The organism is Peribacillus sp. NJ11, assembly GCF_030348405.1.
GTDB lineage: Bacteria > Bacillota > Bacilli > Bacillales > DSM-1321 > Peribacillus.
Genome location: NZ_JAUCFO010000001.1, coordinates 807,411 through 821,802, shown reverse-complemented (window position 1 = coordinate 821,802; position 14,392 = coordinate 807,411). Strand labels below are relative to the sequence as shown.

Annotated in this window: 12 protein-coding genes, 1 tRNA gene and 2 rRNA genes; 12 read left to right on the top strand and 3 right to left on the bottom strand. The window is 42.7% G+C overall.

The genetic code is table 11. The annotated features are described in order from the left end of the window. Nucleotides 1-40: 40 nt before the first annotated feature. The 7 genes from QUF86_RS03920 to tsaD all read left to right on the top strand — a co-directional run bounded on the left by QUF86_RS03920 (nucleotide 41) and on the right by tsaD (nucleotide 6,177). Nucleotides 41-2,973, top strand: a 23S ribosomal RNA gene (locus QUF86_RS03920). Nucleotides 2,974-3,091: 118 nt separating this feature from the next. Beyond that, a 5S ribosomal RNA gene (rrf, locus tag QUF86_RS03915) occupies nucleotides 3,092-3,207 on the top strand. Between the two features lie 66 nt (nucleotides 3,208-3,273). Then, nucleotides 3,274-3,347, top strand: a tRNA-Met gene (locus QUF86_RS03910). A gap of 200 nt (nucleotides 3,348-3,547) precedes the next feature. Further along, nucleotides 3,548-4,000: a tRNA (adenosine(37)-N6)-threonylcarbamoyltransferase complex ATPase subunit type 1 TsaE gene (gene tsaE, locus QUF86_RS03905; RefSeq protein ID WP_289333673.1), complete on the top strand. Its 453-nt coding sequence runs from the start codon at nucleotides 3,548-3,550 to the stop codon at nucleotides 3,998-4,000. Then, complete coding sequence (tsaB, locus tag QUF86_RS03900) at nucleotides 4,000-4,692, top strand: tRNA (adenosine(37)-N6)-threonylcarbamoyltransferase complex dimerization subunit type 1 TsaB (protein ID WP_289318766.1); 693 nt, start codon at nucleotides 4,000-4,002, stop codon at nucleotides 4,690-4,692. Before tsaE ends, tsaB begins: the two co-directional genes overlap by 1 nt. Nucleotides 4,693-4,714: 22 nt before the next feature. Next, nucleotides 4,715-5,167 carry a ribosomal protein S18-alanine N-acetyltransferase gene (rimI, locus tag QUF86_RS03895; protein WP_289318767.1) on the top strand — a complete coding sequence of 151 codons (453 nt, stop codon included), beginning with the start codon at nucleotides 4,715-4,717 and terminating at the stop codon, nucleotides 5,165-5,167. Further along, entirely contained in the window at nucleotides 5,164-6,177 is a 1,014-nt protein-coding gene (tsaD, locus tag QUF86_RS03890; protein ID WP_289333672.1) for a tRNA (adenosine(37)-N6)-threonylcarbamoyltransferase complex transferase subunit TsaD, read from the top strand. The genes rimI and tsaD overlap by 4 nt, the downstream gene beginning before the upstream one ends. Before the next feature lie 278 nt (nucleotides 6,178-6,455). Here the strand turns inward: tsaD and QUF86_RS03885 are convergent, their stop codons facing one another. Continuing rightward, on the bottom strand, nucleotides 6,456-8,375 hold the full coding sequence (locus QUF86_RS03885) for an ABC transporter ATP-binding protein (protein WP_289333671.1): 1,920 nt from the start codon (nucleotides 8,373-8,375) through the stop codon (nucleotides 6,456-6,458). Nucleotides 8,376-8,506: 131 nt separating this feature from the next. Between QUF86_RS03885 and moaC the strand changes: the two genes are divergently transcribed. Then, nucleotides 8,507-9,013 carry a cyclic pyranopterin monophosphate synthase MoaC gene (gene moaC / locus QUF86_RS03880; protein WP_289333670.1) on the top strand — a complete coding sequence of 169 codons (507 nt, stop codon included), beginning with the start codon at nucleotides 8,507-8,509 and terminating at the stop codon, nucleotides 9,011-9,013. 30 nt (nucleotides 9,014-9,043) lie between these two features. Continuing rightward, on the top strand, nucleotides 9,044-9,706 hold the full coding sequence (locus QUF86_RS03875; RefSeq protein WP_289318771.1) for a redox-sensing transcriptional repressor Rex: 663 nt from the start codon (nucleotides 9,044-9,046) through the stop codon (nucleotides 9,704-9,706). Nucleotides 9,707-9,734: 28 nt separating this feature from the next. On the opposite strand, the gene QUF86_RS03870 is transcribed toward QUF86_RS03875, so the two are convergent. Both QUF86_RS03870 and QUF86_RS03865 read right to left on the bottom strand, forming a co-directional pair. After that, the gene (locus tag QUF86_RS03870) at nucleotides 9,735-9,947 is read right to left on the bottom strand and encodes a YdiK family protein (RefSeq protein ID WP_289318772.1); all 213 of its coding nucleotides are present in this window, start codon (nucleotides 9,945-9,947) and stop codon (nucleotides 9,735-9,737) included. Next, complete coding sequence (locus QUF86_RS03865; protein WP_289333669.1) at nucleotides 9,944-10,669, bottom strand: CPBP family intramembrane glutamic endopeptidase; 726 nt, start codon at nucleotides 10,667-10,669, stop codon at nucleotides 9,944-9,946. The genes QUF86_RS03870 and QUF86_RS03865 overlap by 4 nt, the downstream gene beginning before the upstream one ends. A gap of 336 nt (nucleotides 10,670-11,005) precedes the next feature. Here QUF86_RS03865 and groES point away from each other — a divergent pair, with 336 nt between their 5' ends. The 3 genes from groES to QUF86_RS03850 all read left to right on the top strand — a co-directional run bounded on the left by groES (nucleotide 11,006) and on the right by QUF86_RS03850 (nucleotide 14,066). Continuing rightward, nucleotides 11,006-11,290 (top strand): co-chaperone GroES, encoded by a 285-nt coding sequence (groES, locus tag QUF86_RS03860; protein ID WP_053348954.1) that lies wholly within the window; start codon nucleotides 11,006-11,008, stop codon nucleotides 11,288-11,290. Between the two features lie 58 nt (nucleotides 11,291-11,348). After that, nucleotides 11,349-12,986 (top strand): chaperonin GroEL, encoded by a 1,638-nt coding sequence (gene groL / locus QUF86_RS03855; RefSeq protein WP_063235581.1) that lies wholly within the window; start codon nucleotides 11,349-11,351, stop codon nucleotides 12,984-12,986. A gap of 705 nt (nucleotides 12,987-13,691) precedes the next feature. After that, the gene (locus QUF86_RS03850; RefSeq protein WP_289333668.1) at nucleotides 13,692-14,066 is read left to right on the top strand and encodes a DUF1878 family protein; all 375 of its coding nucleotides are present in this window, start codon (nucleotides 13,692-13,694) and stop codon (nucleotides 14,064-14,066) included. Nucleotides 14,067-14,392: the final 326 nt, after the last annotated feature.

Below are 14,392 nucleotides of genomic sequence, written 5' to 3'. Positions count from 1 at the left end.
CAATTAATTTTTTTCAAAGCATCTGTAAGATCTTTTTAACGGTTAAGTTAGAAAGGGCGCACGGTGGATGCCTTGGCACTAGGAGCCGATGAAGGACGGGACTAACACCGATATGCTTCGGGGAGCTGTAAGTAAGCTTTGATCCGGAGATTTCCGAATGGGGAAACCCACTGTTCGTAATGGAACAGTATCTTTACCTGAATACATAGGGTACTGAAGGCAGACCCGGGGAACTGAAACATCTAAGTACCCGGAGGAAGAGAAAGCAAATGCGATTTCCTGAGTAGCGGCGAGCGAAACGGAATTAGCCCAAACCAAGAGGCTTGCCTCTTGGGGTTGTAGGACACTCAACATGGAGTTACAAAGGAACGGGGTAAATGAAGTGATCTGGAAAGGTCCGTCAAAGAAGGTAAAAACCCTGTAGTTGAAACTTCGTTCCCTCCTGAGTGGATCCTGAGTACGGCGGGACACGAGAAATCCCGTCGGAAGCAGGGAGGACCATCTCCCAAGGCTAAATACTCCCTAGTGACCGATAGTGAACCAGTACCGTGAGGGAAAGGTGAAAAGCACCCCGGAAGGGGAGTGAAATAGATCCTGAAACCGTGTGCCTACAAGTAGTCAAAGCCCGTTAATGGGTAATGGCGTGCCTTTTGTAGAATGAACCGGCGAGTTACGATTTCATGCGAGGTTAAGTTGATAAGACGGAGCCGCAGCGAAAGCGAGTCTGAATAGGGCGAATGAGTATGAGGTCGTAGACCCGAAACCAGGTGATCTACCCATGTCCAGGGTGAAGTTCAGGTAACACTGAATGGAGGCCCGAACCCACGCACGTTGAAAAGTGCGGGGATGAGGTGTGGGTAGCGGAGAAATTCCAATCGAACCTGGAGATAGCTGGTTCTCTCCGAAATAGCTTTAGGGCTAGCCTCAAGATGAGAGTATTGGAGGTAGAGCACTGATTGGACTAGGGGCCCCCAACGGGTTACCGAATTCAGTCAAACTCCGAATGCCAAATACTTATTCTTGGGAGTCAGACTGCGAGTGATAAGATCCGTAGTCGAAAGGGAAACAGCCCAGACCACCAGCTAAGGTCCCAAAGTATACGTTAAGTGGAAAAGGATGTGGAGTTGCTTAGACAACCAGGATGTTGGCTCAGAAGCAGCCACCATTTAAAGAGTGCGTAATAGCTCACTGGTCGAGTGACTCCGCGCCGAAAATGTACCGGGGCTAAACGTATCACCGAAGCTGTGGATTGACACCATTAGGTGTCGATGGTAGGAGAGCGTTCTAAGGGCGTTGAAGTCAGACCGGAAGGACTGGTGGAGCGCTTAGAAGTGAGAATGCCGGTATGAGTAGCGAAAGAAGGGTGAGAATCCCTTCCACCGAATGCCTAAGGTTTCCTGAGGAAGGCTCGTCCGCTCAGGGTTAGTCGGGACCTAAGCCGAGGCCGAAAGGCGTAGGCGATGGACAACAGGTTGATATTCCTGTACCACCTATACATCGTTTGAACGATGGGGGGACGCAGAAGGATAGGGTAAGCGCGCTGTTGGATATGCGCGTCCAAGCAGTTAGGCCGGAAACGAGGCAAATCCCGTTTCCATTAAGGCGGAGCTGTGATGGCGAGGGAAATATAGTACCGAAGTTCCTGATTCCACGCTGCCAAGAAAAGCCTCTAGTGAGATGTAAGGTGCCCGTACCGCAAACCGACACAGGTAGGCGAGGAGAGAATCCTAAGGTGTGCGAGAGAACTCTCGTTAAGGAACTCGGCAAAATGACCCCGTAACTTCGGGAGAAGGGGTGCTTTTTAGGGTGAATAGCCCGGAAAAGCCGCAGTGAATAGGCCCAGGCGACTGTTTAGCAAAAACACAGGTCTCTGCGAAGCCGCAAGGCGAAGTATAGGGGCTGACACCTGCCCGGTGCTGGAAGGTTAAGGGGAGAGGTTAGCGCAAGCGAAGCTTTGAACCGAAGCCCCAGTAAACGGCGGCCGTAACTATAACGGTCCTAAGGTAGCGAAATTCCTTGTCGGGTAAGTTCCGACCCGCACGAAAGGTGTAACGATCTGGGCACTGTCTCAACGAGAGACTCGGTGAAATTATAGTACCTGTGAAGATGCAGGTTACCCGCGACAGGACGGAAAGACCCCGTGGAGCTTTACTGCAGCCTGATATTGAATTTTGGTACAGCTTGTACAGGATAGGTAGGAGCCTGAGAAGCCGGAGCGCTAGCTTCGGTGGAGGCGTTGGTGGGATACTACCCTGGCTGTATTGAAATTCTAACCCGCGCCCCTTATCGGGGTGGGAGACAGTGTCAGGTGGGCAGTTTGACTGGGGCGGTCGCCTCCTAAAGAGTAACGGAGGCGCCCAAAGGTTCCCTCAGAATGGTTGGAAATCATTCGTAGAGTGTAAAGGCACAAGGGAGCTTGACTGCGAGACCTACAAGTCGAGCAGGGACGAAAGTCGGGCTTAGTGATCCGGTGGTTCCGCATGGAAGGGCCATCGCTCAACGGATAAAAGCTACCCCGGGGATAACAGGCTTATCTCCCCCAAGAGTCCACATCGACGGGGAGGTTTGGCACCTCGATGTCGGCTCATCGCATCCTGGGGCTGTAGTCGGTCCCAAGGGTTGGGCTGTTCGCCCATTAAAGCGGTACGCGAGCTGGGTTCAGAACGTCGTGAGACAGTTCGGTCCCTATCCGTCGCGGGCGCAGGAAATTTGAGAGGAGCTGTCCTTAGTACGAGAGGACCGGGATGGACGCACCGCTGGTGTACCAGTTGTCTTGCCAAAGGCATAGCTGGGTAGCTACGTGCGGACGGGATAAGTGCTGAAAGCATCTAAGCATGAAGCCCCCCTCAAGATGAGATTTCCCATGGCGCAAGCTAGTAAGATCCCTGAAAGATGATCAGGTTGATAGGTCAGAGGTGGAAGCGTGGCGACATGTGGAGCTGACTGATACTAATAGATCGAGGACTTAACCAACGCTTTTTAAAAAATGAAATACCTTCTTATTATCTAGTTTTGAAGGAATGAAAATTTCTTCTTGCATTTTGATCTCATACATGATATGATAATGAATGTACTGAAAAAAGATTAAATGTTTGGTGGCGATAGCGAAGAGGTCACACCCGTTCCCATTCCGAACACGGCAGTTAAGCTCTTCAGCGCCAATGGTAGTTGGGGGTTTCCCCCTGTGAGAGTAGGACGCCGCCAAGCTATAATCTTCGTATCCTTTTTGAGAAAATGGGAATACTAAATTTATAAAAGTAGCATTTATACCGTCGCGGGGTGGAGCAGTCCGGTAGCTCGTCGGGCTCATAACCCGAAGGTCGCAGGTTCAAATCCTGTCCCCGCAATCATGAAAAAAACGAAACTTAGGTTTCGTTTTTTTGTTTTATCCGAAATTCGAATAATTATGTCCCTAACTTATTTGTTTCTTCTTTTGAAACAAGGTAAACTACATATAGAATGGTTATTGTTCCATAATACTGCGTTTATGGTTCTCTTGATATGAAATATAGGACGTTTTCCTAATAACGATAAAGGTGATTGATACATGCAACATTTTGAATGGATTTCTCAGGGTGAAGAAGAAACGGCGCAATTTGCGCATGAATTGGCACAAAAACTTTCGAGTGGTGATGTACTTGCTTTAGAAGGTGACCTGGGTGCAGGAAAAACGGCATTCACAAAAGGGCTAGCTAAAGGATTAGGTGTAACTAGAGTAGTAAATAGCCCTACCTTTACGATAATAAAGGAATACATGGGGCGACTGCCTTTATATCATATGGATGTATATCGGGTAAGTGAATCAGAAGAAGATTTAGGCTTTGATGAATATTTTGAAGGTGATGGTGTGACTGTCGTTGAATGGGCCCATTTAATAAAGGATCATCTCCCGGATGAAATCTTGACCATATATATTTATCGTCTTAGTGATACAAGCAGGCGTATTGTCTTAGAGGCCAAAGGCGAACGATATGTAACGTTATGTAAGGAGAGTATTTGATGAAGGTTTTAGCTATAGATACATCGAATTTTACATTAGGGATTGCACTGGTAAACGGGAGTCAAGTAATTGGTGAGTATACGACGAACCTAAAGAAAAATCATTCGGTTCGGGTAATGCCAGCAATTGAAACGCTGCTAAGTGATTGTGATACTAATCCTAAGGAATTGACTAAGATAGTGGTCGCTCAAGGTCCAGGCTCCTATACAGGGGTCAGGATTGGTGTGACGATTGCGAAAACCTTGGCATGGACGCTTCAGATTCCGTTATCAGGTGTATCCAGTTTGGAAGTTTTAGCAGCCAATGGACGTTATTTTAACGGGTTGATATCTCCCTTGTTCGATGCAAGAAGAGGGCAGATTTATACTGGATTATATGAAATGGAAAACGATTTGTTAAAAACAGTCATGGAAGATTGTAATATTCTATCCTCTGAGTGGGCGATTCGATTGAAGGAATTAAATCGTCCCGTTTTATTTGTTGGTCAAGATGTGGATATCCATCGGGATGCTATTACGGATGCATTGGGCAATTTAGCAGTATTTGCCCCGGTACAGTCCTTTAACTCAAGACCAAGCGAACTTGCTTTCATTGGTCTTGAGAAGGACGAAGTGGATGTTCACCAGTTTGTACCGAATTATATTCGTATGGCTGAAGCAGAAGCTAAGTGGCTTGAACAGCAGGGGAAATAAAAAAGGAAAGCGACCGATTATTATGAGTAAAACATTGACGTTCCGAAAGATGAAAACGGAAGATATCGACCAAGTGCTTAACGTGGAAAAGCAGTCCTTTACATTACCTTGGAGCCGGGAAGCCTTTTTTAATGAATTGAATCATAATCAATATGCTGTGTACATGGTGATAGAGGATGAGGGGAAAATTGCCGGTTATTGCGGTGCGTGGATCGTCATTGATGAATCGCACATTACCAATATTGCTATTTTACCTGAATACCGAGGGCAAAAGCTTGGAGAAGCCTTGCTCAGGAAGATGATTGAAATCTCCATTGCGATGGGTGTCGTGAGGATGACGCTTGAGGTCCGTGTCAGTAATGCAGTCGCCATCTCACTTTACGAAAAACTAGGTTTCCAAATGGGTGGAATCCGGAAAAATTATTATACAGATAATCAAGAAGATGCTTATGTTATGTGGGTGAATTTTTCATGAAAACAGATCAACTTATATTAGGAATTGAAACCAGCTGCGACGAAACTGCGGCAGCTGTCATAAAAAATGGAACAGAAATACTGAGCAATGTCGTGGCTTCACAAATAGAAAGCCATAAACGTTTTGGCGGTGTCGTGCCCGAAATAGCTTCCCGTCACCATGTAGAGCAAATTACGATTGTTCTTGAAGAGGCACTGCTCCAGGCAGGTGTGACATATGAAGATTTGGATGCCATTGCCGTTACAGAAGGCCCCGGACTTGTAGGGGCACTATTAATAGGCGTGAATGCAGCTAAGGCTGTAGCTTTCGCACATGGAATCCCGATTGTTGGTACGCATCATATTGCGGGCCATATCTATGCAAATAGACTTATTCAGGAAATCCAATATCCTGCCCTTTCTTTAGTCGTTTCGGGTGGTCATACAGAATTGGTGCTTTTAGAAGAACCGGGTTCTTTCAAGGTGATAGGGGAGACGCGGGATGATGCAGCAGGAGAGGCGTATGATAAAGTGGCTCGAACTTTGGGGCTCCCTTATCCTGGTGGACCGCATATAGATAGGCTTGCGCAAGAAGGCTCACCAACTTTGAAACTGCCCCGGGCATGGTTGGATGGCAGCTATGACTTTTCTTTCAGTGGGTTGAAATCAGCAGTAATCAACACTTTGCATAATGCAGAACAGCGCGGGGAAGAAATTGAACCTAAAGATCTAGCGGCAAGTTTCCAAGCAAGCGTTATAGAAGTGCTTGTAATGAAAGCTGTAAAGGCTGCAAAGGAATATAATGTGAAGCAGGTACTGCTTGCGGGAGGAGTTGCCGCAAATAAAGGCCTGAGGGAAGCGTTAACGGAAGCTTTTAAGGATTTACCTATGGATATATCGATTCCGCCCCTCTACCTTTGTACGGACAATGCGGCCATGATCGGTGCTGCTGGCAGTGTCATGTTTGAAAAAGGAAAGCGCTCTGGATTGGATTTGAACGGAAATCCTGGATTGGATATAGAATCATTTTGATTGACGAGAAGGCAGGATCCCGAACTTCGGCATCCTGCCTTTTTATCGTCTTTAATAAAAAAATAGAATATTCTGTGGATAAAGTTTTTTTGACAATCATACTAGATGTGTATAAACGGGTGGTTTTGTGGATAAGTGGATATGTTTCTGTGGATAATGTGTATAACTCAAATTAATCCCTAGTAAACGCTAAGTGATTTGTTAACAAGTTTGTGGATAACTTTCCGAAACATTTTACCTGAAAAAGAAAAGACCGAGTCATTTGACTCGGTCAATTGTCATTCTTCCAGCTCAGCCCATTCTTCGAGAAGCCGGTCTAATTTTTCCTGTGCTTTATCAAGCTTTGTTTGGACTTCCATTACTTTCTCATGATCCTGGAAAACATTTGGGTCACAAAGTAGTTCATTATACTCGTTTATTTCGGTTTCAAGAAGCTCCATGGCAGCCTCGATATCCTCAATGCGCCGTTTTCGCTGACGTTCAGCTTTTTTTGCTTCTTTATCGATTTTATAATTTGTTTTTTCTACGAATACATCTAAGGTTTTCGCTTGATTCTCCTCTTCAAGTGCTTTGATTTCCGCTTGCTCCTGTTTCTTCTCCACATAGTAATCATAATCACCGAGGAATTCTTCGTTGCCGTCTTTGGAGAGCTCGATCACTTTCGTTGCTATCCGATTAATGAAATAACGGTCATGTGAAACGAAAAGAATAGTTCCCGGATAATCGATCAATGCGTTTTCAAGCACCAATTTACTATCGAGGTCTAAATGGTTCGTTGGTTCATCAAGAATTAAAAAGTTCCCTTTTTCCATCATCATTTTGGCTAGAGCAAGCCGGGCCTTTTCGCCGCCGCTTAGTGTGGAAACGGTTTTTAAAACATCGTCCCCGCTAAAAAGGAAATTACCGAGTACGGTGCGTATGTCCTTTTCCGGTTTAAGGGGATAGTCATCCCATAATTCATTGAGTACGCGTTTATTGGAAACAAGGTTAGCCTGTTCCTGATCGTAGTAACTGACTTCGACGTTCGTTCCGAAACGGAAATCCCCGGAAAGTGCAGGCAGTCTAGAGATGATCGTTTTCAATAACGTTGATTTTCCAACGCCATTTGGGCCAACAAGAGCTATGCTCTCTCCTTTTGTCATCCGGGAATTTATATTTTTTGATACCATTTCCCCTTCGTAGCCGATAGCCAAGTCCTGAAGGTGAAGCACTTCATTTCCGCTTTGCTTTTCAATCTGGAATGAAAAATTTGCGGATTTTTCATCACCTTGCGGCTTGTCCAAAACATCCATCTTTTCGAGCTGTTTGCGTCTGCTTTGTGCTCTTTTCGTGGTGGAAGCCCTTGTGATATTGCGTTGGACAAAGTCGCGAAGCTTTTCGATTTCCCCTTGTTGTTTCTCGAAAAGCTTCATGTCCCGCTCATAATCTTCCGCTTTGCCCTCTAGGTAAGAACTATAATTACCATAGTATTTTTTCATGTTGTTCCGGGAAATTTCATATACCTGGTTTACGACTTTATCTAGAAAATAGCGGTCATGGGAAACAATAAGAACAGCTCCTTGGTAGCCTTGTAAATATTGCTCAAGCCAAGAGAGGGTTTCGATATCCAAATGGTTCGTTGGCTCATCCAGAATCAATATATCCGGTTTCCTTAAAAGCAGTTTCCCTAAAGCAAGTCTAGTTTTTTGCCCACCGCTTAAAGTGGAAATTGGGGTAGAATAGTCAAAGTCAGCAAACTGAAGTCCATGCAATACGGAACGGATATCCGCTTCATATTGATAACCGCCCTTCTCTTTGAATGCTACCATCAAAGTGTCATATTCATTCAACACTTTTTGGTAAATTACTTCGTTTTCAAAGATGTCAGGTCTGGCCATATCGGCCTCAAGGCGACGCAGTTCTTTTTCTTGCTCTATAAGGTCCTTGAATACTGTCAGCATCTCATCCCAAATGGTAAGTTCGGATTCCAGTCCCGTATCCTGGGCCATATAGCCGATGGTGACGCCTTTTGGTTTGATTATTTCACCGCCATCATGGGAAATTTGCCCGGCTATGATTTTTAGCAGAGTGGATTTCCCGGCGCCATTACGGCCAACAAGTGCAATTCGATCTTTATTTTGAACTTCGAGCTTCATATTTGATAAAATAAGTTCAGCTCCATAATATTTCGATAGTTGATTGATTTGTAATAAAATCATAGATTTCACCTCAATTGATTATTGTTAGTGTAACTTATTTTAGTTATTATCGGCAACAGCTTGGTTCCAAGCTAAAACAAGCTGTTACATAAAGTGGAATAATAGTGTATGATTTAGGAGGGGTTACTTAAATGGGAGACTTAACGCATTTTAATGAGCAAGGCAGGGCCAAAATGGTTGATGTGAGTGCTAAGCCTGAAACAACCCGGACGGCTATAGCTCAATCGAGCATTTTATTGAACGATGAAATATATGAATTGGTCACGAACCAGAAAATGAAAAAGGGTGATGTACTGGCTGTTGCACAAGTTGCAGGAATAATGGCCAGCAAGAATACATCCAATATAATTCCGATGTGCCACCCCATTGCTCTGCAAGGGGTCAATATAGCCTTTGATTGGGAAAAGGAAGATCAAGGATATAGGCTTAGGATTGAAACGGAAGCTAAGACAAAAGGGAGTACAGGTGTGGAAATGGAAGCGTTAACAGCTGCATCCGTGACTGCCTTGACTGTTTATGACATGTGTAAGGCCATTGATAAGGGAATGGTAATCGGGCCTACATTCTTAGTGGAGAAAACAGGCGGAGTTTCTAGCAACGATTATAAAAGACAAGTAAAACAAACAGATAGAGATTAAGTTGAAAAGCATGTGTGAAGGCGGGGAAGAATGATGAACCATGACCCAAAGATACCGCAGGCAACAGCCAAAAGGTTGCCATTGTATTATCGATTTTTAAAAAACTTACATTCCTCAGGCAAACAAAGAGTTTCCTCGGCAGAGCTAAGCGAAGCCGTAAAAGTGGATTCTGCTACCATTCGCCGTGATTTTTCCTACTTTGGCGCGCTTGGGAAAAAAGGCTACGGCTACAATGTCAATTATTTATTATCCTTCTTTAGAAAAACACTAGATCAGGATGAATTGACAAAAGTCGCTTTAATCGGGGTAGGAAATTTAGGGACCGCTTTTTTAAATTACAATTTCATGAAAAATAATAATACGAAGATTGAAATGGCATTCGAAGTCTCTGAAGATAAGGTCGGCAAGCAAATAGCTGATGTGCCAATCTACCATATGGATCAGATCGATACACTATTGCAGGAAAATAATATTACTGCGGCTATTTTGACAGTGCCTGCCCAGGTAGCCCAGACGATAACCGATCGTCTAGTCAAAGCCGATATAAAAGGAATATTGAATTTCACACCTGCACGGCTGACAGTACCTCCATCCATAAGGGTTCATCACATTGACCTGGCTGTGGAGCTTCAGTCGCTCATCTATTTTCTGAAACATTATCCTGTAATGGAAGAAGCTGCATTGGAGGAATGAAAAAAACGCTGCATTATAGCAGCGTTTTTTATTTTTTCTTATTTTTTTGGGCGGCTTTAATCTTAAAGTGAAGCATGATCATGCGTAATCCCGATCCAAAGTCCAGGGTCGCGATCAGTACAAGTATGTAGGCAAAGATTCCCCATCCTGTAGAACTGACGGTTTGAATCGCGATAGCGGTAAAAAGAGCTCCTAAGCCTGCATAGATGATGCCCATGAATAATGGTGATTGACGTTTCATAATAAACCTCCGATGAATGCCTGTGCAGTATCTATCATCTTCTCAATATCTTTCCGATATACCACTTGAAGGATGATAACAAGCGTATTCATCGCAACATGAGCGCTAATGGACACGAGGATGCGGCCCGTTTTCGCATAAAGGAAAGCAAAGGTGAAGCCCATTGCCGAATATAAAAGAAGATGTTCCAATTCACCATGCGCCAAGCCGAAAATAACTGAACTGAGTAAAGCTGAAATAAAGAAGTTAAAGCGTTTATGAAGTGATCCGAAAATGATTTTCCGGAAAATGATTTCTTCCAATATAGGTCCAATTACTGAAGTGACGAAAATGACCATGGGGACTTGGTAAATGAGTGAAATGAGCTGCTGCGTATTTTCAGATTCAGGCTCCACCCCAAGCATCTGTTCAATGCTCCCGGCAATGCTTTGCGCAAAAAGAGCCATGAACACTCCTGCTATTGCCCATAATATGGACATGGGAATAGAATCTTGATTCCTTGTGCCCACCTTTTCCCTCATATCTTTTCTTATTAAAAAAAGAATCAAGGATAGAGCAACGAGAAAGCTGAATACGATCCAGTATGCTGCAGACTTCACTTGGAGTTCATCAGCAGGCATTCCAATTGAAGACCCGATCAACATGAAAATGGGTACCCCAACGATACTGGATAATTGCATGGCAATGTAAGTGATGATGACGAACCAATATTCTTTTTTCAAAAATGAAAACTCCTTTTATTTTGTCACCCATTTCGCTTAGAACGTTCCAAATATGGGGACAATCAATAAACGCATACTTCAAAATGGTATCAAATATTGAAGCATAACACCACTTAAAGGTACCCCTAATCAAACATTTCAGTCACTTTGTTAAAAGAATCATTATGCTAAAGTAGTATACCCGTAATTTATCAGAAATTAATAAAAAATTTTCGATAAGATACTTGCAAAAAAGGCTCGGTTTATTTAATATTATAAATGTGTTAGCACTCGATGATGAAGAGTGCTAATAATCATGAAACAAATTATCAAGAGAATATGAGGAGGTTGTTTCACTTGTTAAAACCATTAGGTGATCGCGTTATTATTGAACTAGTTCAATCTGAAGAAAAAACTGCAAGCGGTATTGTTCTTCCTGATACTGCAAAAGAAAAGCCACAAGAAGGTAAGGTAGTAGCTGTTGGTACTGGCCGTGTCCTTGAAAATGGCGAACGTGTTGCTTTAGAGGTTGCCCAAGGCGATCTAATTATCTTCTCAAAATATGCAGGTACTGAAGTTAAATACGAAGATACTGAATACTTAATTTTACGTGAAAGCGACATTCTAGCTGTAATCGGCTAATTATACATCATACTTAACTGAACGAAAATTTTCTTAAATTTTAGGGAGGTACTTATAAATGGCTAAAGAAATTAAATTTAGTGAAGAAGCACGCCGCTCCATGCTTCGTGGTGTGGACGCACTTGCAGATGCAGTTAAAGTAACGCTTGGACCAAAAGGTCGTAACGTGGTTCTTGAGAAAAAATTTGGTTCACCGCTTATCACTAATGACGGTGTGACGATCGCTAAAGAAATCGAACTCGAAGATGCATTCGAAAACATGGGTGCGAAATTGGTTGCTGAAGTAGCAAGCAAAACAAACGACGTAGCTGGTGACGGTACAACTACTGCAACGGTTCTTGCACAAGCCATGATCCGTGAAGGTCTTAAAAACGTAACAGCTGGTGCTAACCCAATGGGTATCCGTAAAGGAATCGAGAAAGCGGTCAATACTGCAATTGCAGAATTGAAAGCCATTTCCCAACCTGTTGAAAACAAAGAATCGATTGCACAAGTTGCTGCCATCTCTTCAGCTGATGAAGAAGTGGGCCAACTGATTGCTGAAGCAATGGAGCGCGTTGGTAACGACGGCGTCATCACAATCGAAGAGTCAAAAGGTTTCACTACTGAATTGGACGTTGTAGAAGGTATGCAGTTCGATCGTGGATATGCATCTCCATACATGGTTACTGATTCAGATAAAATGGAAGCTGTCCTAGAAAATCCATACATCTTGATCACAGATAAAAAAATCACGAATATCCAAGAAATCCTTCCTGTACTTGAGCAAGTTGTTCAACAAGGGAAACCGCTATTATTGATTGCTGAAGATGTAGAAGGCGAAGCGCTTGCAACTCTTGTTGTGAATAAACTTCGTGGAACATTCAACGCAGTTGCGGTTAAAGCTCCTGGATTCGGTGACCGTCGTAAAGCAATGCTTGAAGACATCGCAGCTCTTACAGGCGGCGAAGTAATCACTGAAGAAATCGGTCTTGACCTTAAATCTGCAACAATCGATTCATTAGGCCGTGCGTCTAAAGTGGTTGTTACAAAAGAAAATACAACGATCGTTGAAGGTGCTGGAAATACAGCTCAAATTCAAGCTCGTGTAAACCAAATTCGTGTTCAATTAGAAGAAACAACTTCTGAATTCGACCGTGAAAAATTACAAGAACGCCTTGCTAAATTAGCTGGTGGTGTAGCGGTAATCAAAGTCGGTGCAGCTACTGAAACAGAATTAAAAGAACGTAAACTTCGTATTGAAGATGCATTGAACTCCACTCGTGCCGCTGTTGAAGAAGGTATCGTAGCCGGTGGTGGTACAGCACTTCTTAACGTATACAATAAAATCGCTGAAATTCAAGCGGAAGGCGACGTAGCAACAGGCGTGAAAATCGTTCTTCGTGCCATCGAAGAGCCTGTACGTCAAATCGCACACAACGCTGGACTTGAAGGCTCTGTAATCGTAGAGCGCCTTAAAGGCGAAGCAGTAGGTACTGGCTTTAACGCAGCTACTGGCGAATGGGTCAACATGATTGCATCCGGTATCGTCGATCCTACTAAAGTAACTCGTTCAGCTCTACAAAACGCTGGTTCTGTAGCAGCTATGTTCTTAACGACAGAAGCTGTTGTTGCTGACAAACCAGAACCTGCTGGCGCTGGCGGCATGGGCATGCCTGATATGGGCGGAATGGGCGGAATGGGCGGCATGATGTAATCATCGCTTAAATCCCTTAATATAGGGGTTTAACGAGGATTCATTAATGAGTGCTCACCAAACATGTGAATATCTTTAAAGTTGAAGGCCTCTCACAGTTTACTGTGGGAGGCCTTTTCTTTATATTTGAATTCTATATGACCTAATCGTTGTTAGATTTTATTAATTCCTACTACAGCTTCAATCAATAGTGAAGTGTTGGTATGCCTAAATAAGCGTGGAGTAATGTTCTTTTCCATTCCTGCTTTTTTCGGAAGCCGTTTAAGCTTAGTATCAACTATTCGGTGCTTCTATGACATGTTAACAGCATTTCATCAATCTTAATCGTACGTACAGAACCCTTTGTTTTTGGTGTTAAAAGTTGATATTTCCCAATATGGTTATATAGTGTTTTTGTCACGCGAATAGTGCTTGTTCATGGTTAAAATCTGCCCATTTTAAGGGAAATGATCACCGAATCTTGAACCGGTATAGGGAATACACGATTTCTACCAGGGCAGCATCGCTAAAAAATAAGGGAATTAAGAAATGTAAATTATATCGTTTCACTTTTGGGACGAGAGGATTTTCTAAATATAATAGTATAAAGTTAGAAGAGCGGAAACACTTACCCTAACCCCATGGAGTTTGACCACAATGAAAATTATTAGAGTCAGAGAAGTTGCAATTGCACTTTGGGTATTATAATAGTAGGAGTTGAATTTAATGGATGAGTTAATAGATGAATTTAAAAAGATGAAATATCATCAAAAGTTATTACTTACAATTGCTTTGGATAAAAATCCTGAACAATATACTTTTTTTCATTTCATTTTGAATAATGATCTGAGTGAAAAGGATTCAAAGGTAATTTTCGATATACTTCATGCTTTAGAAGATAAAAAGGAAGGTACTTACCAAAAGGGTAAATATGAAGCAGTCATTGCATCATTATTAGGAGATAATCCTTCAGTGTCCATGGATACCTTTGAAAAGGCATTGTTACATGTAAATATTGATGTGAACCCTATTTATCTAATTAAATCCTTGAGAAATCAATATTTTCAAGTTGATTTATGTAATTACCTCTTGGAACAATAAAGTATGATAATCTCAACAAGCATCAGTATATAATATTATTTCGGCAAACTAACTAAATATGCAAAAGCTAAAGAAAGAAAACCCCTTTTTCTATAGTTGCACTGACCTAAATAATGAGAAAAGTAAAAACCCCTTTCGTTGAAAAGTAGTATTGAATATCAACCAATCAATGTGGAGGTGTTTTTTCTATTTCATGATAATCTCTCCTTCTGAAATTAATAAAATTCACCATCCAGGGTTGCTAACTTTTCTGCTAACCTAATTTTTATTTTTCATTCCAACGTATACAATCTCCATTCCTATAACCCAAGTTGATACAAAGGTTT